We start from the raw sequence: 26,209 nt of genomic DNA, 5'->3' as shown, positions 1-26,209 counted from the left end.
GTCGCGGTGAGGCGGGAGCGAGCCGGGGGAGCCGACTGGGCCCGTCCCCTCGGTGGGCCTCACCGGCCTTGGCACGGGGGCTTGGTGTGTGTCGCCGTTGTCTCGTCGGGAATCGGTGGGTCGGTCCCGCGACGGCAACGGCGGCCGGTGGTGTCAGTGGAACACCGCGGCGGCGGTCGCGGTGAGTTGGGGGAGGGTACCGGGGAAGTCCGGGGCGAGGCGGAGGGCGACGGCCCAGGCGTCGGGGTTGTCGGCGAGGTCCCGGGTGATGTGGGCGGCGATGACGCGCCGTGCCTCGTGGCGGGCGTCCGGGGCGAGCGGGGCGAGGGATTCGACGGCTTCGAGGACGCGGTGTGCGGGGTGTGCGTGCTCGACGAACTCCGGGAAGGACAGCAGCCGGTCGGCCAACGCGTCGGCGTACCACGGGACGTCGGTCAACGCTCGTGGTCTGCCTCCGGCGGGGAAGGGCGTGACGGCCAACGGGTGGGTCAGGGCGGCGCGGGCATGTGCGGGGGAGAGGTGGGCCAGGCGGGGAGCGGCCTCGGCGTCCGTTCGGCACGCGGCCAGGGTGAGGAGGTCGGGGCAGTCCGGGTGCGTCGTGAGGCCCGCGAGGGTCGCGGCGGGCAACGGCTCGCGGTCGTGCGCGGCCACGGCCTCGGGCCAGAAGTCGTCGGGGCGCGGCGGGTGGCGGCGCGTGAGCGCGGGGTCGGCGCGCATCGCGGCGATCAGGGCGGCCGGGCGCTCGTGCCGGTCGACCTCGGTGCGCAGGCGCGCCAGACCCCGGGGGTCGCGGGTGAGCGACCGCACGTACCGGACCGCGGGGTGGTCCGCACCGATGCGGCCGGTCACGCGCGGGTCGTACACCGCCATGCGCCCCCGGGTCTCCCAGATGCCGAGCAGGCCGCGCAACACGCCCGCGGTGCCCAGGAGTCGGCTGGCGCGGGTGAGCGCGGTCAGGGCGAGGTCCGGATGGTGGCCGTAGACCGCCTCCGCGCAGTCGTCGGGCAGCCGCACACGCAGCCAGGACCGGTCGTCGCCGTGGAGCCGTACGCGGGACGGGGCGTCACGCCGCGTCGCCGCGAACACCGCGTGGCGGGTGGCGGAATCGGGCAGCGCCGACAGCAACGCGGCGTTGACGCGCGGCGCGTGCCGGGCGAGCAGCGTGCCTGCGCTCGGCGGATCGAGGGCGAGGCGGTGCACCAGCTCCGAGGTGAGCGCGGGCAGGCGGCGCAGCAGCGGAAACACCACATGGCCGGGCAACACCTCGTGGACGCGGAGGCATTCGCGCAGCGTGTCGTCCGGCAGGGTCGCGATCACGTGCGCGGCGACGGCGGCGTCGGTCCGGCCCAGCAGGCCGAGGGGAGACAGGCCGACCCAGCGTTGTCCGGCGGGCCTCGCGGCGCCGCCGCGGGCGGGGGTACGGTCGTGCCCGGGGGCGGATGCCTCGGCGCACAGGTGGGGGAACGTCCCGGGGTGGTCCGGGGCGCGGCAGATCAGCCGGGCCCAGGCATCCGGGTCGTCGCCGGGGAGCAGAGCCGCCGCCTCGTCGAGAAGCCGGTCGATCGCGGCGATGCGCCTGCCCGTGGGGGAGCGCGCGAAGTACGCGACCGCGCGCAGCGCGGACCAGCCGGGCGTCGCCTCCATGATCACCTGACGTGGCGTCACAATACCGCGGCGCAACCCCACTTCGAGTGCCCGCGGGTGCCGCGGAACCGCGTCGGGCGTGCCGGGGACGACCAGCGCGAGGGCCGCCTCGCGCGGACAGTCCCCGCGCGCCACCAGCTCCGCACCCACGTGGTCGGGGATCGGCGCGCGGCGGTGCTCGTCCACGACCCGCTCCCAGTCGAGTGCGGCGTCGTCGAACCCGTCGCGCGAGCCTTCGCCGGGCAGGGGCCGCAGGCGCGCGGCCAGGGCGTCGCCGCGCAGGGGCGGACGGGACGCGCCGGGCGGCGCCGACCGTCCGACCGGCGGCGAGTTGTCCGGCCGCGACGGCGGCGGAGCGGCGGCGGTCGTCCGGGAGCCGGCCGGCGCGTCGCCGCGGCCGAGCCGTGCGCGTATCCGCCGCGCGAGCGGCCCGTCGGCGTACCCGAGGAGCAGGTCTCCACCCGGTTCCCCCGAACCCGCCACGTCCCACCGCCTCCGTCTCCGCCGCCCGCGTACCCGAGGATCATGGTGCCGCACGCCGGGCCCCGGACACCGCGCCGGACCGCGAACGCCCGCCGTCGGACGGGTTTCCCCGCCCTGTCCTCCGCGCCGCACCTGCCCGCGCGTCCGGGCCGCCGTACGCCGGGCCGTGCCGACGCGGCGCCGCGCGAAGCGGACGGGTGTATGCCGGTTCGAGGATGTATCGTGCGGGCCATGAAGCCGGTCACCGTGTCGATCGATGTACCGCAATCGCCGCAGCAGGTCTACGACTTCCTCGATGTGATGGCTCATCACGAGAGGTTTACCGACCATTATCTGACCGACTGGCGCTACAGCGGCCCCCCACGGGGCGTCGGGTCGGCGGCCACCGTCGCCGTCGCGCTGGGCGGGAGGAAGACCGAGGCCACGATCGAGGTGGTCGCCGCCGAGGCGCCGCGACGGATCGTCGAACGCAACGTCAGTGCCGGCGGGCGGCGCGTGGCACAGGGCACGTACACCGTGGAACCGGTGCAGGGCGGCGGAAGCCACGTGTCGTTCACGTACGCGTGGAACGAGGCGCCCGCCGCCGACCGGCTGTTCGCGCCCGTCGTGCGAGCCACGATGGCGAAGGCCAATCGCACGGTGATGACGCGCCTGGCCGCCGAGTTGGCACGTCATACCGAGGACGAGAGCGAGAACGAGGGCGGCTGACCGGTCCGTGGTGACGCCGACCGACCGGCGGAGGCCTCCCGCCGGATGCGGCGGTGGTGCCCGCGAAAGCGGTCGCGCCGACGCGCGGCCACGCCGGGCCCGACACACCCATGGCGTGGGCCGACCCGGCGCGACCGCTCATGTCCTCCGGTCGCCCGCGGGACGCTGTGGCTGCGTGTCGGACGGCGAACCCGGGGCACGTTCCGACGAGTTGAGCCGGCCCTCGGGGCCGAAGATGACCGCGATCGCGTCGTCGATGTGCTCCAGGACGCGGCGCAGGGGCATGGTGCCCGACGACCATTTGCGGAGGAGGCCGCCGAGCAGCGACGTGCCCAGCAGGGCGATCGCCTCGCGTTCGCGCGGGCCGACGTCGCGCAGCAGGTCGCGGATGATGCGGTCGTAGCGCTCCGTGTAGCCGGCGAAGACCGCGCGGGCGGCGGAGTCCGTGGTGACCTCCAGGAGCATGGTCAGTTTGTAGAAGTTGGGGTGGCGGCCGTAGGCGCGTGCCGTTCGGCGCAGGACCAGGCGCAGTCGTTCGGCGTCGGTTCCCAGGGTCTTGTTCTGGCCTCGGACGCGGGCCTCGAACGTGTCGCCCCAGTTGATCAGGGCGTACGCGTAGAGCAGTTCCTTCGACGGGAAGTAGCGGTACACCGTGGCGAGCGCGGAATCCGCCTGCTCGGCGACCTCGCGGATCTGGATCTGCTCGTATTCGCGCTCTTCGAGCAGTTCGGCCGCCACCTCGATGATGCGGCTGCGGCGCGCGCGCTGGGACGGGGTGCGGGCCTCGGCGGCCACGGCGGCGTGTCCGGCGGTCGGTGCCTCGTGAGTCCTTCCGGCGGACAACTCTTCCTCCGGACGCGTGAGTGCGGGTGGGGCGCGACGCCGCGGCGTCGGCCGTCCGGCGGTCGGCACAGGCGTCGGGTGATTTCCAGAACCGCACTCTAGCATCGGAAAACCGCCGTACGCGTGCTCGCCCGCGCCACGGGCTCCCGGGCGGGTGCCGAGGGGTTGACCAGAATCAGATTCTGGATTTAACGTCGGCTTCCTGCGTCCAGAGCGGGCCGCACGCTCCAGGGAGGGCATGGGATGAGCGATACGCTGATCGAACGCTTCGACGGTGTGGTGCGCGTGACCTTCAACCGCCCCGAGAAGAAGAACGCGCTGAACGCGAACAACTGGATCGACCTCGAACGCGTCCTGGACGAGGCGGCCAAGGACCCGGGGGACCGGGCGCTGATCCTCACCGGCGCCGGCGGCTGCTTCTCCGCGGGCGCCGATCTCTCGGGCGGGCTCCGGGCCGGGCAGGACGGCGGGGAGCGCCACGGGCTCACCGGGCGCGCGGTGCGGCCGATTCTGCACGAGATGCGCGCCGTCGGGGAGATCGTCGCCCGGCTCCAGAAACTTCCCAAGCCGACGCTCGCGGTCGTCGACGGTGTCGCCGCGGGCGTGGCCCTGGGATTGGTGCTGGCGTGCGATCTTGTGCTCGCGAGCGACCGGGCGCGCTTCTCGGAGGTCTTCGTCAGGCGCGGTCTGGCGCTGGACGGCGGGAGTTCGTGGACGCTGCCGCGCACGGTGGGGATCCGCCGGGCGAAGCAGATGGCGTTCTTCGGCGACATGGTGGATGCCGAACAGGCGCTGGCGTGGGGGTTGGTCAACGAGGTCGTGCCCGCGGACGAGTTGCGGAAGGAAGGCGAGCAGTGGGGGCGCCGCCTGGCCGCCGCGCCCACCACCGCGCTGAGTCTGATCAAGCGGCTCTTGGACGACGGCGCGCAGGGCGGTCTCGACCAGGCGCTGGAGAACGAGGCCCGAGCGCAGCACATCGCGTTCACCACGGCGGACATGCACGAGGGCGTCGCCGCGTTCCGGGAGCGGCGACAGCCGCGCTTCACCGGAATCTGAGCGGCGTGCGGCGGTGGGCGGAGCGGTGCGACGGTGCCCGAAGTGCCGGTGCCCGTCCCGCGGTTGCCGTCACGCGGCGGCCCGTGCGCGCCGCTGTCCGCCGCGCCGGTTCTCGCTCCGCGGGATTGTGGCGTGCCCACCACATGGCCGCGACGGGTCGACCCCGGGGCATCCGGTTCCGATACTGGGACGGCTCCGGTCGGGGACCGGCCGAGTGCTACCCTCGCCCTTAAAACATCTAGATATTAATGTCGCCACGTTCCCCCTGTCGCGGCGGTCCGCGTCCCGTTCGCGAGACCAGGCAGAAACGAGAATCAGCATGGACGAGAGCGACCTCGCCGAGGTGCTCGCGAGCGTACGCCGGTTCGTCCGGGAGCGCGTCGTGCCCGCCGAGGCGGGAATCGAGGAGAGCGACGCGATCCCCGAGGCGCTGCGCGCCCAGGCCGCGGGCATGGGGCTGTTCGGCTTCGCGATCCCGGAGGCGTACGGCGGCCTCGGTCTGACGATGAGTCAGGAAGTCCGCCTGGTCTTCGAACTCGGCTACACCACCCCCGCGTTCCGATCGATGTTCGGGACGAACAACGGCATCGCCGGCCACGTTCTGCTGGAGGGTGCCGACGAGGCGCAGAAGAAGGAGTACCTGCCCAGGCTCGCGTCCGGGGAGTGGACCGCCTCCTTCGCCCTCACCGAGGAAGGCGCGGGCTCCGACCCCGCGGGGCTCGCGACCACGGCGCGCCGCGACGGCGACGACTGGGTGATCGACGGCGCCAAGCGCTTCATCACCAACGCCCCCGTCGCGGACGTGTTCATGGTCTTCGCACGCACCGACACCGCCTCATCGGGGGCCCGGGGCATCAGCGCGTTCATGGTCGAACGCGGCACCCCCGGGATCACCGTCGGCCCCAAGGACGCCAAGATGGGCCAGGCGGGCGCGTGGACCGCCGACGTCCACTTCGACGGCGTACGGGTCGGCCGGTCCGCGCTCATCGGCGGCGCCGCGGGCCTCGGACGCGGCTACACGACGGCCATGCGCTGCCTCGCGCACGGGCGCATCCACATCGCGGCGCTGTGCGTCGGACTGTCCGAGCGCCTGCTGGACGAATCCGTCGCGTACGCCGCCGGGCGCGTCCAGGGCGGTAGGCCGATCGGTGAACACCAGTTGATCCAGGGGCTGTTGGCCGACTCCGCGACCGACCTGTACGCGGCCCGCGCACTCGTCAAGGAGACCGCGGCGGCGTTCGACGACGGCACCGACACGAGGATCGGCCCGTCCTGCGCCAAGTACTTCGCCTCGGAGGCCGTCGGGCGCGTCGCCGACCGCGCGGTGCAGATCCACGGCGGCACCGGCTACATGCGCGGCGTCCCCGTGGAGCGGTTCTACCGCGACGCACGTCTCTTCCGCATCTACGAAGGAACAAGCCAGATCCAGCAGTTGGTGATCGCACGCCAACTGATGCGCACAGCATCCGGGCGCTGACACCCGGCGCCACCGCGAGGCGATCAGGGAGACGCCATGGCACTGGACTTCCGACCGATCGACGCCGACCACCACTACTACGAGCCCGTCGACGCGTTCACCCGGCACCTCGACCGCAGGTTCCGCGACCGGGGCGTCCGCGCGGTCTCGGAGGGCAAGCGCACCCACCTGGTCATCGGCGGCAAGGTCAACCGATTCGTCCCCAACCCGACGTTCGACCCGATCATCGTCCCCGGCTGCCTCGACGCGCTCTTCCGCGGGCGGATCCCCGAGGGCGTCGACCCGAGGTCGCTCATGCGGGTCGAGCCGCTGCGCCCCGAGTACCGGGACCGCGACGCACGCGCCGCACGGGCCGAGAGCCAAGGGCTCGGTGCGGTGCTGATGTTCCCCACGCTGGGGTGCGGTGTGGAGGAGGCGCTCAAGCACGACGTGGACGCGACGATGGCCAGCCTCTCGGCGTTCAACACGTGGCTCGCGGAGGACTGGGGCTACGTTCACGCGCACCGCATCGTGTCCGCGCCGATGATCTCGCTGGCCGACCCGGTCGCCGCGGTCGCCGAGATCGACCGGGTCTTGGACCGCGGCGCCCGGCTCGTGCACGTACGCCCGGCTCCCGTCCCCGGCGTGCACGGCAGTTCGCGTTCGCTGGGCGACCGCGCGCACGACAGGGTGTGGGCGCGGCTCGCGGAGGCCTCCGTCCCGGTGGCGTTCCACCTGGGCGACAGCGGCTACAACGCGTTCACGTCGGCGTGGGGCGGCAGCGCGGAGTTCCAGGGGTTCGGAAAGGTCAGCACGCTGAGCAAGGTCCTGGTGTCCGACCGGGCCATCCACGACACCGTCGCCTCGCTCGTCGTGGACGGGGTCTTCACGCGGTTCCCGGAGCTGCGCGTCGCGAGTGTCGAGAACGGCTCCGACTGGCTGCCGCTGCTGGTCAAGCGGCTGCGCAAGCAGGCCAACCAGACGCCGTGGGACTTCCCGGAGGACCCGCTCGACGTGGTCCGCCGCAACGTGTGGGTCACCCCGTACTACGAGGAGGACCTGCACGCGCTGGCGGAGCTGATCGGTGTCGAGCGCATCCTGTTCGGCTCCGACTGGCCGCACGGCGAAGGGCTCGCGGAACCCCTGGACTTCCTGGACGAGTTGCGCGGTTTCGACGACGCCGCGATCCGGCGCATCATGCGCGACAACGCGCTCGACCTGCTCGGCGTCGCGTCCGTGTGACCGGCCGCGCCGCACGGACCGGCCGCGCCGCCCGGACGCACCGGCCGCAGGGGGCCGGGTCGGGCGAGGAAGCACCTCACCCGGCCCGGCCCGTCACGCCGCCCAGGTCCTCAGGCGGGCCAGGCGACGGTCTTGGTCTCGGTGAAGATCTCCAGGCCCTCGATGCCGCACTGGCGTCCGACGCCGGACTGCTTGTAGCCGCCGAAGGGGGCGTCCGCGCCGTACCACACGCCGCCGTTGATGCCGAGCGTGCCGGTGCGTATGCGGCGTGCCAGGGCCGTCGCGCGGTCGCGGTCGCCGGAGGTGATGGCGCCGGACAGGCCGTAGACCGAGTCGTTCGCGATGCGCACGGCGTCCTCGTCGTCGTCGAAACCGACCACGACGAGGACCGGGCCGAAGATCTCCTCCCGCGCGACGGTCATGCCGGGGGTGACGTCGGCGAGGAGCGTCGGCTCGACGAAGTAGCCGCGTTCGCGGTCCTTCGGGACCCCGCCGCCGACGACGACGCGGGCGCCTTCCGCACGGCCCTTGCCGATGTACGCGAGCACGCGCTCCTGCTGGCGGCGCGACACCTGCGGGCCCTGCAGCACCGACGGGTCGGTCGGGTCGCCGTACTTCACGTCCTTGAACGCCTCCGCCGCGATCGCGACCGCCTCGTCATAGCGGGAGTTCGGCACGAGCAGCCGCGTCGGCATCGCGCAGCCCTGCCCCGCGTGCATGCACACCATCGCCGCGCCCGGGATCATCCGCGTGAAGTCGGCGTCGTCCAGGACCAGGTTCACCGACTTGCCGCCCAGTTCCAGGAACGTCGGCTTCACGGTCTCCGCGGCGGCCCGCATGACCCGGCGGCCGGTCGCGGTCGACCCGGTGAACGCGACCATGTCGACCAGCGGGGACGTGGACAGCACCTCGCCGACCAGGTGGTCCGACGACGGCACGATGTTGACCACACCCGGCGGGATGTCGGTGTGCTCGGCGATGAGCCGGCCGACGCGGGTGGCGTTCCACGGGGTGTCGGGGGCGGGCTTGATCACACAGGTGTTGCCCATCGCCAGGACGGGGCCGAGCTTGTTGAGCAGGATCTCGAACGGGAAGTTCTACGGCACGATCACCCCGACGACCCCCACCGGCTCCTTCCACACCTCGCGGGCGGACGGGCCCATGCCGAAGGCGTCGTGGTCGGGCAGCGACCGCTTCCACGGGAACGACGCGATCTGCTCCGCGGGCCACCGCAGCGCCTCGCGCAGCGGCGCGTCCAGCTGCGGGCCGTACGTGGTGATGACCGGGCACCCGACCTCGGCGACCAACTCACCGCGCAGGTTCTCGGCTTCGCCTTCCAGCGCCGCCTGGAGGGCGAGCAGCGACTTGTGTCGGCCGACGGGGTCCCGCGCCCATCCGGACCGGTCGAACGCCGTACGCGCCGCGGCGACCGCGCGCTCCATGTCCGCGCGCGAGCCGTCCGCCGTCACCCCCAAAACCTCCTCGGTGGCGGGGTTCACGTTGTCGAAGACGCGTTCCCCTTCCGCGCCGACGAGCTGTCCGTCGATCAACAGGCGCTGCTCGTGCATCAGTTCTCCCGGAAGACAGGCGTCGCGAGGACGCACAGGACGAAAGGCCGCCGCTCGTACGCCGGTTGGCGTCGGCGCGGCGATGCGGCAGGGCGGCCGGCACCGGCGAGAGGGCCGGGGACCGCCGGAGCCGGGGCGGTGAGGGCCGGGCGGACTCCCCGGACCGCCCGCCGGGCCGCGCCGACACGTCAGCGCTTCTCGTACGTGATGCCGGCGGCCTCGGCGTCCCAGGTGGCGCCGGTGACGCCTTCGGTGCGCAGTTCGCGCTTGAGGACGCGGCCGACCGGGCTGCGGGGGAGTTCGTCGCGGAACTCGATGTACCGCGGCAGCACGAAGTACGGCAGCGCGTCGACGCACCAGCGGAACAGCTCGTCCTCGGTGAGGCCGGAGCCCGCCACCCGCGTCGCGGTGATCTTGACGTCGTCCTCGGTCAGGCGGCTCGGCACGGCGTGCACCGCGACATCGGCCAACTGCCCGTGGCCCATCAGGATCCGCTCGACCTCGAAGCTGGCGATGTTCTCACCGCGCCGCCGCAGGTAGTCGGCCTTGCGGTCGACAAAGTACAGGTAGCCGCCCTCGTCGATCCTGCCGATGTCGCCGGTGTGGTACCACCAGTTGCGACCGGCCTCGACGGTGACCTCGGGGCGGCCCCAGTAGCCCTCGAACATCACGTGCGGGCGCTTGGGGCGGATCACGATCTCGCCGTCGGTGCCGCGCGGTTGTTCGTTGTCCTCGTCGTCGAAGATCCGGACGTCGAAGTACTCGGTGTTGACCACGCCCGCCGCCCCCGGCTTGTTGCGGACGCCCGGCGGCTGCCACGAGATGAGGCTCGCCTCGGTCACGCCGTACGCGCCGGAGAACGTGTCGATCCCGAACCGCGACCGGATCACGTCGTCCACCTCGGGCGGCAGCGGCGCCGCGCCCATCAGGCGCAGCGACGTGTTCGCCTGCGGCGCGCCCGATCGCGGCATCTCCGGGCGGTCGACGTCGTGGGCCAGCAGGTACGCCATGGTGCCCAGCGTCGACGTCACGGTCGCGCCGGTGCGGTTCATCTCGGGCCAGAAGTTCGACACCGAGAACCGCCCGTGGACGGCCCCGCGCCCGCCGTACACGAGCGTGCCGACCACGGCGGTGACCAAGGCGTTGTAGTGGAACATGGGCAGCGGCGTCCATATGACGTCGTCGGCGGTGCGGCCCCAGCTGTGGCCGATCTGGCGGGCGAGGGCCTCGTGGTAGTTGTGGCTGAGCATGCAGCCCTTCGACAGGCCGGTGGTCCCGCCGGTGTAGATGAACGTGGCGAGGTCGGACGGGCGGCGCGGGACCGGTTCGGCGAGCGGTGCCCCGGTGCCGAGGTCGTCCAGGCGGTGGCCGGCGGTGCCCGGGAAGACGGGCGGCTCCGTACCGGTGACCACCACGTGGCGCAGGTCGTCGAGACCGCCCGACACCGCCGCCGCGCGTTCCGCGAAGTCGGCGCCCACGAGCAGGACTTCGGCGCCCGAGTCGCGCAGCTGGTGCCGCAGGTACTCGCCCTTGTAGGCGGTGTTGACGGGCACCGCCACCGCCCCCGCCCATTGGGCCGCCCACCACGCGACCAGCAGTTCGGGCGAGTTGTCCATGAGCATGGCCATCCGCTTGCCGGGTGTCACGCCAAGCGCGACGAGCGACCCGGCCAGGCGCGCGGCCCGGTCGCCGACCTGGGCCGCCGTGAGCGGTGTGCCGCATACGTCGAGGTACGGCCCGTCCGGGTCCTGCCCGATCCGTCGCACCAGCAGTTCGGTCGTCGTGTGCCGGGGAGCACTGCTCCACACGCCGTCGCCCACGTGCTCTCCTTGGTTCTCGCCGTCGCCGGGCATGATACCTCTAGATATATAGGAGGGCCATGAGAGTGCGATGCGGTGCCGTCCGCCGGTGAAAACCGGTCGCGGCCCGCTACGCGACGGTCTCGGTGCCGACCGGAACCGCGTCGCGGGCGGCCTCGCGAGCCCAGGTGTAGTCGGCCTTTCCGGTCGCGTGCCGCCCGATCCGGTCGCACACCAGCACCGCGCGCGGCGCCTTGAACCGGGCGATCCGGTCCGCCACGAACGCGCGGATCTCGCGCCCGGAGGGCGACGCGCCGGGAACCGGCCGCACGAGGGCCACGACCTCCTGGCCGAAGCGTTCGCTGGGACGGCCGACGACGAGCGCGTCGGCGATGCCCGGGTGCAGCCGCAGCACCTCCTCGACCTCCTCGACGAAGACCTTTTCCCCTCCGGTGTTCACCACCATGGCGTCGCGGCCCAGCATCTCGATCGTGCCGTCCGCCAGATGTCTCGCGCGATCGCCGGGCACCGCGACGCGCCGGCCGTCGATGACGGGGAAGGTCTCCTCGGTCCTTCCGGGGTCGCCGAGGTAGCCGAGCGGGGTGCGGCCGACCCGCGCGGTCCAGCCGATCTCGTCGTCGCCGGGGGCGAGGAGCCGCGTCCGGTCGAACGACAGCACCGCGGCGCCGGACGACGGCCTGAAGCCGCGCGCCTCGTTGCCCCGCGTCGACGCGCCGAACGCCATGCCGCCCGTCTCGGAGGCCCCGTAGCCGTCGACCACGGTGACCCGCGGCAGCATCTCCAGGAGTGCGTGCTTGAGTGCGGCACTCGTCGTCGCGCCACCGGTGGCCACGCGCACCAGCGACGACAAGTCGTAGGCCCCCGCGCGCAGTTCCTCCACCAGCGGACGGGCGTACGCGTCCCCGACCATCGACATCATCGAGACGCGCTCCTTCTCGATCGTCGTGAGAATGCCGCGCGCGTCGAAAGCCTTCGCGTCGTCGTGCAGGACCACCGTCGCACCGTTGTGCAGCGCGGCGAACGCCGTCCACTGCGCGGCGCCGTGCATGAGCGGCGGTGCCGCGAACCACGTCCCGGCCCCGTGCCGGGCGATCGCCCCGATCGACGCGCGCGTGGCGTTCTCGGCGCCGCCCGCGCACGATACGTACAGGTCGGCCTGCCGCCACAGGACACCCTTGGGAGTCCCGGTGGTGCCGCCGGTGCACACGAGGTACAGGTCGTCCGGCGAGGGCACCGGGAGACGGTCGGCACCGGCCGCCGAGGCCAGCGCTTCCTCGTACGGAGTGCTGCCGGGCAGCGGGGCGACACCGGAGCCGTCGTCCACGTCGATCAGCAGGCGCTCCTCCGCGCCGCCCGCCGCCGCGACCAGCGGTCCGAGGCGTCGGTGGTAGACCACGGCCTCGGCGTCGAGTTGGTCGAGCAACGCGCCGATCTCGCGCGGCGCGTAGTGGTGGTTGACGTTGGCCGGCACCGCGCGCGCCCGGAAGGCGCCGATCATCGTCTCCAGGTACTCCGGGCAGTTCGACAGCAGGATCGCCACCGTGCTCTGGCCGCACTCCCAGCGGCGGAGCACGTCGCGCTCGCGCCGCACGCCCAGCCCGTGGCCGCCGAGGAAGCCGGCGAGACGGCGGGTGCGCTCGCGAACCTCCGCGTACGTGCGGCGGACCGTGGTCCACACGAGCATGTCGCGATCGGGCGCGGCGTCGGCCACGACGTCCAGAACCGCGGGGACGGACCACTCGCCTGCTGCCATGCGGACTCCTCGGCGCCGGGGAACTCGCGTACATGGTCGGGGTCGTGCCGGTGAGGGCGCCGCGACGGCGGACCGATCGCCGGCGGTGTGCCGCGACGGTCGGCCGGACGGAGAACCGCGGCCCGAAAGCCCGTGCGGAGCGGGGGCCGGACGCGCGCCGCCCGTACGGAGCGCTCCCGCCCCGGCCTTGCGGACAGCGCGACTCTAGCGATAGAACGGACGGGCTTTCCAGAGTTGGATTCTGATTTCTTTCTCGGTCGCACGAGAGGAAGCTCGACGTGGAACTCAAGGGACTGCGCACGGTCGTCGTCGGCGGGGCATCCGGAATGGCCCGCGCCACCGCCGAGTTGATCCGCGCACGGGGCGGCCGGGTGGCGATCCTGGACCGTGCCGCGAGCGACGGGGAGGCGGTCGCCGCCGGGCTGGACGGGACGTTCCACGCCTGCGACGTCACGGACTTCGCCGGATTCGAAGCGGTCCTCGACGCCGCGGTGACCGCGCTCGGCGGGATCGACGCCGTCGTGAACACCGCGGGCGGCGCGACCCCGGGGCGCACCCTGAGCAAGACCGGGCCGCTGCCCATCGAGGAGTTCCGGAAGATCGTCGACCTCAACCTCGTCGGCACGTTCAACGTCGCGCGGTTGGCCGCGTGGCGGATGAGCCGAAACGAGCCGAACGCCGAGGGCGAACGCGGGGTGATCGTCAACACCGCCTCGATCGCCGCGTTCGAGGGCCAGATCGGCCAGATCGGCTACACGGCCGCCAAGGGCGGCGTCGCGGCCATGAGCCTCACGATGGCCCGGGAGCTGGGCTCACTCGGCATCCGCGTCAACGCCATCGCCCCCAGCCTGTTCCAGACCGGCCTCACGGCGGGCATCCCCGAGGAGTACGAGAAGGTCCTGACGAAGGACGCGGCGTTCCCCAAGCGCATGGGCCGGCCCGAGGAGTTCGCGCTCCTCGCCGTCGGCATTGTCGAGAACCCGATGCTCAACGGCCAGACGATCCGCCTGGACGGGGGCCAGCGGTTCGCACCCAAGTGAGGGGCCGCGGGGCCGTACACGGCCCGAAATTCTCTATATGTATATGTTGTGCCGATCGCTGCCGATCGCTGCCGTTCGCTGCCGCCGAGTCCCCGAGGTGCCGATCCGTGTCCAGCCCGCAACGCGCCCACGACTGCCTGATCAACGTCCACTTCGGGGACAAGGAGCAGCCCGACTGGATGCGGCGTGTCAAGAACGAGTACTTCCGGCGCGACGACTCCGTCTTCGGCCCGTGGGACATGGCGAAGGTGCTCGACGAGATGGACGCGAACGGGGTCCGGCGGGCGATCGTCACGGGCAACGTGCGCGACCGGGACAGCTCGTCCATCCGTTTCGTCGAGGCGCGCCCCGACCGGTTCTCCCTGACCGTGGGCGGGCTCGACCTCCTCAGGCCGATGCCCTCGCTCAAGCTGCTGCAGTCGTTCATCGCCGACTATCCGGTGGCGTACGCGTCGGTGGGCCCGGCCTTCTGGGGGGACGGCGCGTACCCGCCCGACCACGCCGTGTACTACCCGCTCTACACGAAGTGCTGCGAACTCGACCTGCCGCTCTGCCTCAACACCGGCCTGCCCGGACCGCCCATCGCGGGGGAGGCGCAGAACCCGATCCATCTCGACCGCGTCTGCGTGCGCTTCCCGGAGCTGAGACTCTGCATGATCCACGGCGCCGACCCCTGGTGGGACACCGCCGTGCGGCTCATGCTCAAGTACCCCAACCTGCACCTGATGACGTCGGCCTGGGCGCCGAAGTACCTGCCGGAGTCGCTGCTGCACTACATGCGCACGCGCGGCGGCGGCAAGATCATCTTCGGGTCGGACGCCCCGGTCCTGTCCATCACGCGCACCATCGGGGAGGCGATGCGGCTGGATCTCCCCGACGACGTGCGCGACAACTACCTGTACGGCAACGCCCAGCGCTTCTTCTTCGACCGGCTGGAGTCCGGTCCCCTTCCCCCCGCGATCGGCTATTGACCCCGGAGCGGTCGGCTCAGCGCGCGGCGCCGACGGAGCCGAGCGACCGCAGCGCCCCCATCGTGTGGTCGAGGCGTTCGCCGAGCCGGGAGCAGTCGTCGCTGTCGTGCAGCGTGTGGCTGGTGGCCGCGTACAGGCACGCGAACGCGGCACCCGCGAGCGCCCGCAGGACCATCGTGTCCGGCAACGCGTCCGGGTCGCGGGCGAGGGCGCGGGCGGCGAGGCGTTCGGCCAACTGCTCCTGGAGGCGGTTGACACGTGCCAACTGTGCCGCGAGCAGTGCGGGGCAGCTCTCGATCAGCTCCTGCGTCACGCGGTCCTGCCGGGCGTCGTCGGTGAGGCGGGCGACCAGGATGTCGAAGCAGGCCCGGAGCGAGTCCCAGTCCGGCTCGTCGAGGGGGCGCGAGTTGAGGCGCGCGAACAGCTCCTCGCCCTGCCGGTCGAACTTCTCCAGGACGACGTCTTCCTTCGTCGCGAAGTACCGGAAGAAGCTGCGCTGCGACATGCCGACGGCGGCGGCGATCTCGTCGACCGTCGTCTCGTGGAACCCTTTCGCCAGGAACAGCGCCTCCGCGGCCTCCGCGATGCGGGTGCGCACGGCCTGCCGGGACAGCTCGCGCAAACTGCTCATGACGTGAAGGTTAGCAGCTGAAATACAGTGCAGAGACTGTCAAATTCGAGCATGCTCGAGGCGCCGCGTGTCCCGCGGGAACGGCGCTCGGATGCGGGGTGTGACCGAGGGAACCCCGTGTTGCTTTGACAGTAACTGACACCAAAGACATAAACTGAAGAACCCGGGGTTGGGGGCCGCCCGCGCGGGCGCGCCGGTTCCGACCTCGTACGCAAGGACCGACCACGTACGGACACGCTCGTACGGACGACGAAGGGCAAGCACTCCCGTGGAGCACAGCGCCGGCCTGGCAGAGACGGCCAAGGGGGACGCCGAGACCGATACGGCGATGCCCCGCCACGTGAAGATCGCGATCGCCCTGCCGATCATGGCCGCGTTCGTGATGATCCTCAACGAGACCGTCATGAGCGTCGCCCTGCCGAAGCTCATGGAGGAGTTCTCGGTCAGCGCGACGACGGCCCAGTGGCTGACGACCGGCTACCTGCTCACGATGGCCGTGGTCATCCCGACGACCGGGCTCGTCCTCCAGCGGTTCTCCACACGGGCCGTCTTCCTGACCGCGACCTCGCTGTTCGCCGCGGGCACGCTGCTCGCGGGCCTCGCGCCCGCGTTCGGGGTGCTGCTGGTCGCCCGCGTCGTCCAGGCGTCCGGGACGGCGCTGATGCTGCCGCTGATGATGACCACGATCATGACGCTCGTGCCGCCCGCCGTGCGCGGCCGGACGATGGGCCTGGTGTCGGTCGTGATCGCCGTCGCGCCGGCCGTCGGCCCGACGTTCTCCGGGCTCATCCTGGACTCCCTCAGCTGGCGCTGGCTGTTCCTGAGCGTGCTGCCGATCGCGGTCCTGGCGGTCGTCGCGGGCGCGATCATGGTCCGCAACTCCGGCGAGCCCAGCTCCGTTCGGTTCGACGCGCTGTCGGTCCTGCTGTCCGCCGTCGCGTTCGGCGGCCTGATCTACGGCCTGAGCAGCATCGGCGAATCGGCGAGCGGCCACACGCCGGTGCACCCCGCCATCCCGCTCGTGATCGGCGCGCTGTCACTCGCGCTGTTCGTGCTGCGGCAGCGGAGCCTGCAGCGCGAGGAAGCCGCGCTCCTGGACCTGCGCCCGTTCATGACCCGCTCGTTCGTCGTCGGCGTCACGCTGCTCTTCGTCACGATGGCGGCGCTGTTCGGGGCGCTCATCCTGCTGCCGCTCTACCTGCAGGAGGTGCGCGACCTCAGCACGCTCAAGACCGGTCTGATCCTGCTGCCGGGCGGCCTGGCGATGGGCGTGTTCGGCCCGGTGGTCGGGCAGCTCGCGGACCGCTTCGGCCCGCGGCCCCTGGTCATCCCCGGCACGGTGATCATGGCGATCGGCCTCGGGATGATGGGCGCGATCGACGCGGACACCCACCTCGCGTACGTCATCGCCACCCACATCCTCGCCTGCATCGGCATCGGCTTCGCGATGACGCCGCTCATGACCTCGGCGCTGGGGTCGCTGGACGCCCACCTGTACTCGCACGGCAGCGCGATACTCAACACGCTCCAGCAGTTCGCCGGGGCCGCGGGCACCGCGCTCTTCATCACGGTCATGACCCGCGGCGCCAACAGCAGCGCCGACTCCGGGCACTCGGCCGTCGAGGCCCAGGCCACCGGCATCCAGGACGCGTTCCTGTGGGGCGCCGGCCTCGGCGCGCTGGCGGTCCTGACCTCCTTCCTGGTACGCGGAGGCAAGACCCCGGCAGGGGGAGAACCGGTCCCGGTCCACTGACCGCGCCGCCCGAAGCGGCGAGCGCGCCCGACGGCAACCGCCGCGCCCCGATGCGTGCATCGGGGCGCGGCGTCGGTTTTCACGCGGGCAGGAGCCGGGGCGGACCCAGGGGGTCCAGCGGGGTCGCCTTGGGGTCCCACTGCCTGGTGGTGCGTATGTAGCGGTGGATGACCGAGGCCATCGCGAGGATGAGCAGCGGGCCGAACACCCAGGGGCGCCGGGCCATTTCCACCGGCAGATAGCGGTACGACAGCAGCATCGCCGCGAACACCGCGGCGCCGTACGCGACCAGCAGGGCCGCCGTCTGGTCCCAGCCGCGGTCGAACGCGCGCATCGCCGCCTCGACCGTGAGCGCGAACACCACGCCGGCCACGAGGTCCACGCCGTAGTGGTAGCCGAAGCCGAGCGTCGCCGCGAGCGTGGCGACCAGCCAGAACGTTCCCGCGAAGCGGATGAGCCGCGAGCCCTCGCGCGAGTGGACGAAGATCGTCGTCGCCCACGCGGTGTGCAGGCTGGGCATGCAGTTGCGCGGGGTGATCTCGTCGAAGCGGAACGGGTGCGGGGTGCCGATCGGCGGGGGCGTGTTCGGCCACATGTTGGCGACCGCCCAGTGCCCGCCCTCGGCGCCGTACGCGAAGACCGGCCCGACCACCGGGAAGATCATGTAGACGGCGGGCCCGAGCAGGCCGATGACCAGGAAGGTGCGGACCAGGTGGTGGCCCGGGAAGCGGCCGTCGACCGCCACGCGGCGCAGTTGGTACAACGCGACGAGGGCCGCCGCGAGCGGGAGTTGGCCGTACACCGAGCCGAGGATCCGTTCGCCGACCGGTCCGGACGCGTCGACCATCTCGCCGACCAGCCACGACGGGGCCCCCAGGGCGAGGTCGGCGGTCGCCACGTACTGGTCGAGGACGTCCGGGCGGGTCATCGAGGTGATGAGCAGCCAGGTGGCGCCGGTCTTGTGCCCGGCGACCAGCAGCAGCCCGAGCCCGACGCCCTTCAGCAGCAGGACGCGGTCCCGGCCGGTGCGGCGGGTGACGGCGAGGACCGCGCAGCCCAGGATCACCCAGAGCGCGCCGTTGCCGTAGTTCATCTCGGCGTCGACCAGCCATCGCACGAACCAGAAGACGAGGTCGATGGCGATCGCGGTGCCCAGCGCGACGGCGCGTTGCCGCCAGGTCAGGACCACCATCATCAGGGCCAGGCCGCCGTAGAGCAGGGGGCCCGAGTGCGGGGCGACGATCACCTCTTCCGCCTGCTCGGTGATCGGCCCCGGTGAGCCGTAGCCGCGCGCGATGATTTCGAGGGCGATGAGAAAGCCCAGTCCCGCCGCGGTCGCCGCGCCCCACAGGATCACACGCGACCGGCGCCGGACGGCGGCCACGGCTCCGCGGGGTATTCGCGGAAATTTATTCAGTAGTGTCAATGTCATCACTTGGTCGATTTGCCAGGGTTCGGAGAATAAATCACCCTTCGTGCTGGAGTGCTGGGTTTTCTTGCGAAGGACGGCTCTCAGGGCGATGGGCTCGACATATTATCGGAGGTCAGGGGGTGGTTTTCGCGTATCCGTGATCTCGGGATTTGGACGGACGTGCGAAAGCCGGCCGCCGCGATTTCCGCGGGGCCGGCTTTCGGTCGTGTGGTCGGTCGGCTCGCCCGCCGTCTCACCGCCGACCGGTGAGGTGGGCCGCGGTCTCGGGGGCCGCGTCGGCGAGTGCGTCGGGCCGGGCGCCGGGTGGTGCGCCGGGCACAGCGGCGGCCGGTGGGTCGACCGGCGGCCCGGTGGCGGTCCGTCCGACGCGGAACGGCTCGGCCAACTGGGCCAGATAGCGGACGGGGAAGTGCGGTTTGGCCGCCATACCCAGGTCGTCGCTGGTGAACGCCCGGTGCGGATCGTAGGAGTGCGTACGCAGCACGTGGTCCCAGATCAGCGTGAACAGGCCGAAGTTGACATCGCCGATCCCGGCCCATTTCAGGTGGTGGAACCGGTGGGCCTCGTTGAGCGCGAGGATCTGCTTGAGCGGCCCCACGCGGTAGTCGGCGTTGGAGTGCTGGAGCAGCAGTTGGACGGCGACCGCGAGGGTGAGCGCCCCGGCCACGGGGACGGGGATGCCGATGATCAGCAGCGGCGCGAGGCCCGCGAGCGTCTCGGCGCTCTGATGCAGGGGGTGTTTCATGAGCCCGTTGAAGCCGTAGAAGCGCTTCACGCTGTGGTGCACCGCGTGGAACCGCCACAGCACGGCGGACTTGTGGCTGACGTAGTGCGCGAGGGTCAGACCCGCGTCGGCGACCAGGATCGCGAAGAGCACCTGGAGGAGGAACGGCCAGTCGTCGGGCCACTTGTCGTCCGCGGTGGTCAGCTGGGCGATGACGGGGAACGTCGCCAGCGACAGCAGCGGCAGGCCCTCGTTCACGACCGCGTGCGCGAGATCGCGGCCACGGTCGCCCAGCGGCGCGTTCCACGGGCGGTGGTACGGCAACACGCGTTCGGCGGCGAAGGACAGGGATATCGCGAGGATCAGCAGCACCGGCAGCCAGGCCTTCGAGCGGCCCGCGGCCATGAGGGCGATGGCGGCGCCGTTGACGCCGAGCAGCATGAGCGGGACATAGCCGTAGCGCACCAGCGCGGCGGCGGCACCGGTGCGCCGAGGCGCGGTTTCGGGGGTGGGGGTGATGGTCATGCGACCTCCGATGTCCGGTCCTCGAATGCAGTAAACGGCCCTGTGGGCCACGTGGACGCGTGGGGGCGGCGCGGTGCCGCGCGCCTCCGGGGCGCCCTTTCGTGACGGTCCGTCAGTGCGTGACGGGCCGTCGTCGCGGGGGGCGTTCAGCGCGGTTTGCGGTGGTGGCGCCGCGCCTGGCCGCGCACGGCGGCGGCGAGGAGGACGGCGGCGAGGAGGACGGCGGCGACCGTCGCGAGCGCGACGGCGGAGCCGCGGGCCGCGCCGAGGACGGGCGTCAGGGCGACGGCGGCGGTGGTGGCCGCCGCGACGCCGGACAGGACCCACGCGGCGACGGTGCGCCGCGCGTCGGGGGTGGGTGCGCCTGTCGGCCCGGGGGCGGGCGGGCGCCAGGCGGCGTCCTCGCGTTCCTCGCGCGTGCGTTGCGCGGCGGCCTCGTGGCCCAGGACGGCGGTGACGGCGATGCCCAGGCCCGCGGTCGCCGCCGGCGGCGGCCACGTATCGACGACGAGCAGCACCACCGCGAGTGCGGCGCCCGTGCCCCAACCGGTCACGCACGCGCGGGCCCGGAGGCGGCGGGAGAGCGGGCGGTCGTCGCCGGCGCGCAGGTCGCCGAGCGCGGGGACGTACCAGACACCACCCGCCGCCGTCACGGCGGCGAGCCCGAGTGCCAGGACGGGGTGCGGCATGCGTTGGCTCCTTCGTGCTCCGGGGCCGCGCCCGGTCCGGATCGGGCGCGGGCGGCCTCCCGCGCGGCGGCCACGGGGCCGTTCGGGTCGCACGCGGGGGATACGCCGCGGATGCGCGGCATCGGGGTGAAGTTGTGGCGCGGCGGGCACGAGGTCGCCCGTTCGAGGGAACGCCCTTGGCCCCACAGGGCGTTCGCGGTCACCTGGGTGCCGTATTCGTGTGTTCTTCAGGTCGTGGGGAAGAACGGGGAAAAGGAAAAGCGGAGGAGACAGGACCCGGTCGACGCGAGCGGGAAGCGGATTCCGCGGAGCTTTTCGTCGGGCATTCTCCCGGTGAACTTCGGCCACCAGGAGTGGAATCCGGCCGTCGTCGCGTCCACCACCGTACCGAAGAGGGTGTCGTGGACGTGCGCAGCGAGTCGGAGTGGCGCGCCCCGAATTCGCGTTCCAATTCCGGCGCCGACAGCGCGGCGGCCGGAAACGGGAAAGACCGGTGTCGTGCGGGCCGTCAAGGGCTCCGCGGCGCGTCCGGGGCGCCCGGGCGCTCGACCCATCGGCCGCCGCGCATGACGGCCGCCACGTGCAGGTCCGCGTCCAGGACGACGAGGTCCGCGCGTTTGCCGGGGGCGATGGCCCCGACCCGGTCGGCGAGCCCCAACGCCGTCGCGGGCGTCGCGGTGAGCGCGCGTACGACGTCGGTGATCGGCAGGCCGGCGCCGTGGACGGCGTTGCGCAGCGCGCGGTCCAGGGTCAGGGTGCTGCCCGCGATCGTGTCGGTGCCGGCCAGGCGGGCGATGCCGCCGTCGACGCGGGTGGCGACGGGGCCCAGGGCGTACGTGCCGTCGGGCATCCCGGCCGCGCCCATGGCGTCGGTGATCAGCGCGACGCGCGCGGCCCCGGCCGCCTGGAACGTCAGGCTCACGACGTCCGGGTGCACGTGGACGGTGTCGTTGATGAGTTCGACCACGACCCCGCCGTCCCGGAGCAGCGCCGCGATCGGACCGGGCTCGCGGTGGTGGAGGCCGCGCATCCCGTTGAACAGGTGCGTCGCGACCGTGGCACCCGCGTCGAGCGCGGCGCGCGTCTGGTGGTGCGCGGCGTCGGTGTGCCCGATCGCGGCGACCGCCCCCGCGTCGGCGAGTCGGCGCACGAGGTCGACGGCGCCCGGGAGTTCGGGCGCGAGGGTCATCATGCGGACGGTGCCGCGCCCCGCCCTCAGCAGGGCGTCCGTCTCGGCGGCGTGGGGCGGGCGCAGCAGCGCGGGATCGTGCGCGCCGCAGCGCACGCGGCTGAGGTACGGCCCCTCCAGGTGCAGCCCGGCGAGCACGCCGTCGGTGACGAGGTCGGCCAACGCGGCGACGCGGTCCAGGAGGTCGCTCGGTGTCGCGGTGACGAGCGAGGCGACGGTCGTCGTCGTGCCGTGCGCACGGTGGAACGCGGCGGCGCGCAGGGCCTGTTCGGGATCGCCGGAGGGGTACGACGCACCCCCGCCGCCGTGCACGTGCATGTCGACGAAGCCGGGCACGAGCCACCGGCCCGCCAGGTCGACGGTCGTGGCGCCGTCGTCCCGGCCGGGGTCCGCGCCCGGGGGCCCGGACTCCTCGCGGCGCCGCTCGCGCGGTTCGCGGGGGAGTCCGTCGCCCGCGGCCACACCGGTGATCAGCCCGTCCGCCACGGTGACCACGCCGCGTTCGAGGACGGCGTCCGGCAGGACGACCCTCGCCCCGGTCAGCCGCGTACCCACCGTCATCGGGAACCTCCGGGGCGTGCCGTGCCGTGGTGTGCGCCGCGTCGCGCCGGGGCACCGGGCCGGCGGTGTCGGCCGGGGGCGCCGGTGTCGGACGTCAACGGAAAACCTCCGGGCGGGCGTTCGGCGGCGCGGGGGAGGCCCGGCGGCACGCGCCGGGGCCGCGTCGTGGTCGCGAGCGGGACGGTCAACCGGCCACCACCCCGTCGTTCGGCGCGTCCCACGCGAGCAGTGCCGCACCGTGGCATCCGGCCGTGTCGCCGAGTGCCGCGGGGACGATCCGCGGCACATGCTGCACGGTCGCGCGTTCCGCGAGCAAGTCGCGCAGGGGGCCGAGGAGCGTTTCGCCGGCCCGCGACATCCCGCCGCCGATCACGACGAGGGGCGTGTCGAGCAGGAGTTGCGCGGCGAGAACGGCGTCCGCGAGCACCGAGACGGCGTCGAGCCATACGCGGCGGGCCACCGGGTCTCCCGCCTCGGCGCGAGCGGCGACCTCGGCGGCGCCGGCCCGGGCACCGGGGACCGCCTCGGCGTATTTGCGGGCGACCGCCGGGCCCGACACCTCCGTTTCGAGGCAGCCGCGCCCGCCGCAGCCGCACCGGGCGCCGCCTGGACGCACGACCATGTGGCCGATCTCCCCGGCGCGTGCGTGTGTTCCGGCGTACGCGCGGCCGTCCGTCGTGAAGGCGCCCGAGACGCCGGTGCCGAGCGCCGGAAACAGCGACGAGGTGGTGCCGCGCGCGGCACCGATGCGCGCCTCGGCCACCCCGCCCGCGCGGACGTCGTGGTCCAACGCCACCGGCATCCCGACGCGTTCGTGGACGATGCGGCGCAACGGCAGGTCGCGCCAGTCCAGGTTGGCCGCCCACACCACGGTGCCGCCCGCCGCGTCGACGATGCCGGGCGCCACGACCCCGACCGCCCGCGGCATCAGCCCCAAACGCCGTGCCTCGCCCCGGAGTTCGTCGGCGACGTCGGCCACGAGCGCGGCCACGTCGTGGGGACCGGTCGTCCCGGCCCTGGCCGCGCGCCACCACGTGATCCGCGTCGACCTGCCGGGCTGCGGGCAGTCGCCGCCCACGACGTCGTACGACATGTCCGCGCAGGCGGCGGGCGTGGCGGCGTTGTTCGACGACCTGGGCCTGCGGTCCGTGACCGTCGCCGCTCCAGCGGCGGCTACATCGGCACCGCGCTCGCGGAGCGGCGCCCCGACCTGAGATTCCCCGGCGGCGGCGGCGTCCGCGGGGCACGGTCTAGCTTTCGCGCGTCGTGTGTGCGGTTCGGCATGCCGCGGCGTATTGGTCGTCGGTGACGGGTTCCAGCCAGGTGGTGCCGTCGGTGGTGTGGTCGCCGATGACCATGGCGATGTGGGCCATCAGATGGGTGTCGGTGGCGCCGTGCCAGTGGTCCTCGCCGGGCGGGCAGGTGACGGTGTGGCCGGGGGCGACGCGGACGACGGTGCCGTCGCGCGTACCGACGAGGCCGATGCCCTCGGTGATGTACAGCACCTGGCCCAGCGCGTGGCAGTGCCAGTTGGTGCGGGCGCCGGGGGTGAAGCGTACGAGCGCGGCGGCCAGGTGCGTGGGGTCGGTGGGCGTGGAGATGGTGTTCAGGTAGACGTCGCCGGTGAAGCGCTGCGCCGGGGCCTTGCGCGTGGGCGTGGCCGGAGTGTGCTGCACGGTGTTCTCCAGGGCTGCGGGGCGGCCCGTCGCGGAGCCGCGGTGCGGGGGAGCGGTCAGGGGGTCGGAACGGACGCGATCACGTCGTCGCCCGGAGACCCGGGGCGGGACCCTGGTCATTGAAGGCGGATTCGCGCGGGCCGGAGCGGCGTGCGTCCGGTGTCGACGGAATGTCACCCGCTTGCGTGCCACACCGGTCCCGCCCGGGCCACCGCACGGCGGACGACCACACGTCGTGCGCGTCCGGGCCGGTGGCGTGCCCGGCCACTGTTTTCGGCGGGCGGGCGACAGGAACCGGACATCTCTTCGCGTCGCCGGGACATCCGTGCGGCGGGCTGTTGACGGCAACTGGTTCGACGGTTAGAAAGGGGATGCTCGGAAGCGCCCGATTTCGAATGCGGGCGCGTATGGAAATCGAGGCGGCAATCCGCCCGCCCGGCCCGGTACGTTTTTACGTCCCGTCGACTCCGTTGCCCGCGCGCATTCCCTCGCAATGACCGAGGCGTTTCCGGTTTTCTTCCGGTCTTTCCGGTCCACTCCCAGTCCCAGTCTTTTCGAGGAGTACGGAAGTGGCATGGTCCGCAATCGTGACCGACGGTGACGTGTGCGTGTGAGCCGGTGTCGTACGGGAGACCGGTCGCGTACCCGCGCGGCGTCCGGCGGCCGGGCATGCCCGCGTCATCGCGCCCGGGCCCCTCCCGGCCGCCGACCGCCTGCCGGACGCGTGACCGGAGACCATCCCATCGCGACGTAAGGAAAACCCATGTCCTCGTCCGTGCCGCTCGACGAGTTCGTCGGCGGTCTGTACCGCTCCTTCGGCCCGCCGAAACCGATGGGCGGACCCGCGCCCGCTCCCGACCGACCGCATTTCTTCCTGCACCGGAATTTCCTCGGAGAGCAGGATCTCGCGATCTTGTTCAACACCAAGCGCTGCCGCTACCAGTGCAAATTCTGCGCGCTGCCGTTCAAATCCTCGCGCGAGTGGATACCCGAGGACGCGGTCCTCGCGCAGTTCCGATACGTGCTGGAGGAGAACAAGCACGCGATCGGTGTCCTGGAGCGGGTGTCCGTCGCGAACGAGGGCTCCGTCCTGGACGAGACGACATTTCCGGCCGACGCGCTCACGCGGATCGCCGGGGCCGTCCGCAGGCTTCCCCGGGTGCGCAAGCTGATCCTGGAAAGCCGCCTGGAGTTCCTGCGCCCGGAACGGCTCCGCGAACTCACCGCCGCGAGCGGCAAACAACTCGACGTCCTGACCGGGTTCGAAACGCTCGACGAGGACCTGCGCGAACGCGTGCTCGGCAAGCGCGAACCGCTGGACGTGTTCCTGCGCGGGCTGGACGTCGCCGGCGAGGCCGGGTGCGAGCTGACCGCGTACGTCCTGTTCAAGCCCGAGCCCACGATGTCGGACAAGGAGGCGTGGGCCGAGGCCGAGGCCTCCGTCGACTACCTGCACGAGCACTGTGCCGCGCGCGGCGTCCCGCTGACCGTGCGCCTCAACCCGATGTACGTCGCCCGGGGCACCCAATGGGCACGCCGCGTCGAGGAGTTGGCCGAGTACCGGCCGCCCCGCCTGTCGGACGTCATCGCGCTCGCGGAGCGCAAACGCGCGCAGGGCATCGCCGTCTACCTCGGGCTGACCTCGGAGGGGCTGTCCGACGAGCAGATGACGTACCGCGGCCGGGAGGATTTCGGCAGCGGGCTCGTCAAGCAGGGCATCCTCATGAACAGCGACGGCTCGGTCGGTTCCCGCCGCCACCTGCTGCCCCTGGCCGACGCCGGCGAGTCGGCGCTCGCGCCCGCCGCGAAGGGCTGAGGGACGACCGTGGACGAAGCGGTGTGGCGCGGACGCGCGCTCCTCGACGACCTCGAGCCGACCGACGACCGGATCGCCGCCCTGGCGGATCGGCTCGCGGGCGGCGGGCACCCGGCCGGAGCCGAGGACGCGTACGGATGGCTGGCGTGCGTCCTGGCCCTGGTGTCGGCGAACGAGGGCAACTACGGCGTCGGCGCGGTCGTCGTCCGCGGCGGCACGGTGGTCGCGGAGGGCCGCAACCGGCTGCTGTGGCCGCGCAGGAACACCTCGGCGCACGCGGAGGCGGAAGCCCTCGACAGGTTCGAGGCCCGGTTCCCCGAGCCCGACGCGGGGCGCGGCGCCGTGCTGCACACGTCGCTGGAGTGCTGCCCGATGTGCACGGTCCGCCTCCTCAACTCCGGGATCAGGGACGTGCGTTACCTCGCGCCCGACCCGGACGGCGGCATGCTCACGCGGATGGACGGGCTGCCGCCCTACTGGCGGCGGCTCGCCTCCGGGCGCGTCCCCGCACAGGTCTTCGGGCCGGCCACGTGTGCCGTCGGGCTGCGCCGGATCGCGGCGGAGATCTTCGCGGCGACGGAGACGCGCCTGAACGACCGGGTGATGCGCCACTGACGCCGCATCACGGG

At 72.7% G+C, this 26,209-nt stretch carries 20 protein-coding genes and 2 pseudogenes; 10 read left to right on the top strand and 12 right to left on the bottom strand.

Annotated features, from left to right (window positions below; genetic code table 11):
* Window positions 1-153: 153 nt before the first annotated feature.
* On the bottom strand, window positions 154-2,127 hold the full coding sequence (locus LO772_RS02700; protein ID WP_231776695.1) for a hypothetical protein: 1,974 nt from the start codon (window positions 2,125-2,127) through the stop codon (window positions 154-156).
* Window positions 2,128-2,358: 231 nt separating this feature from the next.
* Between LO772_RS02700 and LO772_RS02695 the strand changes: the two genes are divergently transcribed.
* Complete coding sequence (locus tag LO772_RS02695; protein WP_231776694.1) at window positions 2,359-2,835, top strand: SRPBCC family protein; 477 nt, start codon at window positions 2,359-2,361, stop codon at window positions 2,833-2,835.
* Between the two features lie 138 nt (window positions 2,836-2,973).
* Here LO772_RS02695 and LO772_RS02690 read toward each other — a convergent pair whose 3' ends face one another.
* Window positions 2,974-3,630 carry a TetR/AcrR family transcriptional regulator gene (locus LO772_RS02690; RefSeq protein WP_231776693.1) on the bottom strand — a complete coding sequence of 219 codons (657 nt, stop codon included), beginning with the start codon at window positions 3,628-3,630 and terminating at the stop codon, window positions 2,974-2,976.
* Between the two features lie 291 nt (window positions 3,631-3,921).
* Between LO772_RS02690 and LO772_RS02685 the strand changes: the two genes are divergently transcribed.
* The 3 genes from LO772_RS02685 (at window position 3,922) to LO772_RS02675 (ending at window position 7,432) form a co-directional block, all read left to right on the top strand.
* A complete protein-coding gene (locus tag LO772_RS02685) occupies window positions 3,922-4,734 on the top strand; it encodes an enoyl-CoA hydratase/isomerase family protein (protein ID WP_231776692.1) in 813 nt (270 codons plus the stop codon).
* Window positions 4,735-5,053: 319 nt separating this feature from the next.
* Complete coding sequence (locus LO772_RS02680) at window positions 5,054-6,211, top strand: acyl-CoA dehydrogenase family protein (RefSeq protein WP_231776691.1); 1,158 nt, start codon at window positions 5,054-5,056, stop codon at window positions 6,209-6,211.
* 36 nt (window positions 6,212-6,247) lie between these two features.
* On the top strand, window positions 6,248-7,432 hold the full coding sequence (locus LO772_RS02675; protein WP_231776690.1) for an amidohydrolase family protein: 1,185 nt from the start codon (window positions 6,248-6,250) through the stop codon (window positions 7,430-7,432).
* 110 nt (window positions 7,433-7,542) lie between these two features.
* On the opposite strand, the pseudogene LO772_RS02670 reads toward LO772_RS02675, so the two are convergent.
* The 3 genes and pseudogenes from LO772_RS02670 to LO772_RS02660 all read right to left on the bottom strand — a co-directional run bounded on the left by LO772_RS02670 (window position 7,543) and on the right by LO772_RS02660 (window position 12,573).
* Window positions 7,543-9,000 (bottom strand): annotated as a pseudogene (locus tag LO772_RS02670) (aldehyde dehydrogenase family protein).
* A gap of 188 nt (window positions 9,001-9,188) precedes the next feature.
* Window positions 9,189-10,820 carry an AMP-binding protein gene (locus LO772_RS02665; protein ID WP_231776689.1) on the bottom strand — a complete coding sequence of 544 codons (1,632 nt, stop codon included), beginning with the start codon at window positions 10,818-10,820 and terminating at the stop codon, window positions 9,189-9,191.
* Window positions 10,821-10,929: 109 nt separating this feature from the next.
* Window positions 10,930-12,573 (bottom strand): AMP-binding protein, encoded by a 1,644-nt coding sequence (locus LO772_RS02660; RefSeq protein ID WP_231776688.1) that lies wholly within the window; start codon window positions 12,571-12,573, stop codon window positions 10,930-10,932.
* Window positions 12,574-12,851: 278 nt separating this feature from the next.
* Here LO772_RS02660 and LO772_RS02655 point away from each other — a divergent pair, with 278 nt between their 5' ends.
* Both LO772_RS02655 and LO772_RS02650 read left to right on the top strand, forming a co-directional pair.
* Window positions 12,852-13,613 (top strand): SDR family oxidoreductase, encoded by a 762-nt coding sequence (locus tag LO772_RS02655; protein WP_231776687.1) that lies wholly within the window; start codon window positions 12,852-12,854, stop codon window positions 13,611-13,613.
* 107 nt (window positions 13,614-13,720) lie between these two features.
* Window positions 13,721-14,584, top strand: a complete 864-nt coding sequence (locus LO772_RS02650) for an amidohydrolase family protein (protein WP_231776686.1) — start codon at window positions 13,721-13,723, stop codon at window positions 14,582-14,584.
* 16 nt (window positions 14,585-14,600) lie between these two features.
* Here the strand turns inward: LO772_RS02650 and LO772_RS02645 are convergent, their stop codons facing one another.
* Window positions 14,601-15,215, bottom strand: a complete 615-nt coding sequence (locus tag LO772_RS02645) for a TetR/AcrR family transcriptional regulator (protein ID WP_231776685.1) — start codon at window positions 15,213-15,215, stop codon at window positions 14,601-14,603.
* Window positions 15,216-15,483: 268 nt separating this feature from the next.
* Here LO772_RS02645 and LO772_RS02640 point away from each other — a divergent pair, with 268 nt between their 5' ends.
* Window positions 15,484-16,968, top strand: coding sequence for an MDR family MFS transporter (locus LO772_RS02640; protein WP_231776684.1), 1,485 nt, complete (start codon window positions 15,484-15,486; stop codon window positions 16,966-16,968).
* Window positions 16,969-17,047: 79 nt separating this feature from the next.
* Here the strand turns inward: LO772_RS02640 and LO772_RS02635 are convergent, their stop codons facing one another.
* The 5 genes from LO772_RS02635 to LO772_RS02615 all read right to left on the bottom strand — a co-directional run bounded on the left by LO772_RS02635 (window position 17,048) and on the right by LO772_RS02615 (window position 23,181).
* Entirely contained in the window at window positions 17,048-18,400 is a 1,353-nt protein-coding gene (locus LO772_RS02635; protein WP_443089358.1) for a phosphatase PAP2 family protein, read from the bottom strand.
* A gap of 232 nt (window positions 18,401-18,632) precedes the next feature.
* A complete protein-coding gene (locus tag LO772_RS02630) occupies window positions 18,633-19,649 on the bottom strand; it encodes a sterol desaturase family protein (RefSeq protein ID WP_231776683.1) in 1,017 nt (338 codons plus the stop codon).
* Window positions 19,650-19,795: 146 nt separating this feature from the next.
* Window positions 19,796-20,338, bottom strand: coding sequence for a hypothetical protein (locus LO772_RS02625; RefSeq protein WP_231776682.1), 543 nt, complete (start codon window positions 20,336-20,338; stop codon window positions 19,796-19,798).
* Between the two features lie 508 nt (window positions 20,339-20,846).
* A complete protein-coding gene (gene nagA, locus LO772_RS02620; RefSeq protein WP_231776681.1) occupies window positions 20,847-22,088 on the bottom strand; it encodes an N-acetylglucosamine-6-phosphate deacetylase in 1,242 nt (413 codons plus the stop codon).
* 184 nt (window positions 22,089-22,272) lie between these two features.
* Window positions 22,273-23,181, bottom strand: coding sequence for an ROK family protein (locus LO772_RS02615; protein WP_443089357.1), 909 nt, complete (start codon window positions 23,179-23,181; stop codon window positions 22,273-22,275).
* Here LO772_RS02615 and LO772_RS02610 point away from each other — a divergent pair.
* Window positions 23,069-23,301, top strand: a pseudogene (locus tag LO772_RS02610) (alpha/beta fold hydrolase); the annotation flags it as partial. The gene LO772_RS02615 and the pseudogene LO772_RS02610 overlap by 113 nt on opposite strands.
* 37 nt (window positions 23,302-23,338) lie before the next feature.
* Here LO772_RS02610 and LO772_RS02605 read toward each other — a convergent pair.
* Window positions 23,339-23,764, bottom strand: a complete 426-nt coding sequence (locus LO772_RS02605) for a (R)-mandelonitrile lyase (RefSeq protein WP_231776679.1) — start codon at window positions 23,762-23,764, stop codon at window positions 23,339-23,341.
* A gap of 763 nt (window positions 23,765-24,527) precedes the next feature.
* Between LO772_RS02605 and LO772_RS02600 the strand changes: the two genes are divergently transcribed.
* Together LO772_RS02600 and LO772_RS02595 are read left to right on the top strand one after the other, a co-directional pair.
* Complete coding sequence (locus LO772_RS02600) at window positions 24,528-25,580, top strand: radical SAM protein (protein ID WP_231776678.1); 1,053 nt, start codon at window positions 24,528-24,530, stop codon at window positions 25,578-25,580.
* 9 nt (window positions 25,581-25,589) lie between these two features.
* A complete protein-coding gene (locus tag LO772_RS02595; protein ID WP_231776677.1) occupies window positions 25,590-26,195 on the top strand; it encodes a deaminase in 606 nt (201 codons plus the stop codon).
* Window positions 26,196-26,209: the final 14 nt, after the last annotated feature.

Source organism: Yinghuangia sp. ASG 101 (assembly GCF_021165735.1).
Lineage (GTDB): Bacteria > Actinomycetota > Actinomycetes > Streptomycetales > Streptomycetaceae > Yinghuangia.
The sequence above is the reverse complement of the archived record's forward strand: the minus strand, read 5'-3'. Positions and strand labels throughout refer to the sequence as shown.

Bases quoted from the DNA above. Each gene is read 5' to 3' on its own strand.
- nagA (WP_231776681.1), bottom strand. From the start codon at position 22,088: ATGACGGTGGGTACGCGGCTGACCGGGGCGAGGGTCGTCCTGCCGGAC.
- LO772_RS02635 (WP_443089358.1), bottom strand. From the start codon at position 18,400: ATGACATTGACACTACTGAATAAATTTCCGCGAATACCCCGCGGAGCC.
- LO772_RS02615 (WP_443089357.1), bottom strand. From the start codon at position 23,181: ATGTCGTACGACGTCGTGGGCGGCGACTGCCCGCAGCCCGGCAGGTCG.
- LO772_RS02695 (WP_231776694.1), top strand. From the start codon at position 2,359: ATGAAGCCGGTCACCGTGTCGATCGATGTACCGCAATCGCCGCAGCAG.
- LO772_RS02600 (WP_231776678.1), top strand. From the start codon at position 24,528: ATGTCCTCGTCCGTGCCGCTCGACGAGTTCGTCGGCGGTCTGTACCGC.
- LO772_RS02660 (WP_231776688.1), bottom strand. From the start codon at position 12,573: ATGGCAGCAGGCGAGTGGTCCGTCCCCGCGGTTCTGGACGTCGTGGCC.
- LO772_RS02680 (WP_231776691.1), top strand. From the start codon at position 5,054: ATGGACGAGAGCGACCTCGCCGAGGTGCTCGCGAGCGTACGCCGGTTC.
- LO772_RS02630 (WP_231776683.1), bottom strand. From the start codon at position 19,649: ATGACCATCACCCCCACCCCCGAAACCGCGCCTCGGCGCACCGGTGCC.
- LO772_RS02675 (WP_231776690.1), top strand. From the start codon at position 6,248: ATGGCACTGGACTTCCGACCGATCGACGCCGACCACCACTACTACGAG.
- LO772_RS02625 (WP_231776682.1), bottom strand. From the start codon at position 20,338: ATGCCGCACCCCGTCCTGGCACTCGGGCTCGCCGCCGTGACGGCGGCG.
- LO772_RS02645 (WP_231776685.1), bottom strand. From the start codon at position 15,215: ATGAGCAGTTTGCGCGAGCTGTCCCGGCAGGCCGTGCGCACCCGCATC.
- LO772_RS02685 (WP_231776692.1), top strand. From the start codon at position 3,922: ATGAGCGATACGCTGATCGAACGCTTCGACGGTGTGGTGCGCGTGACC.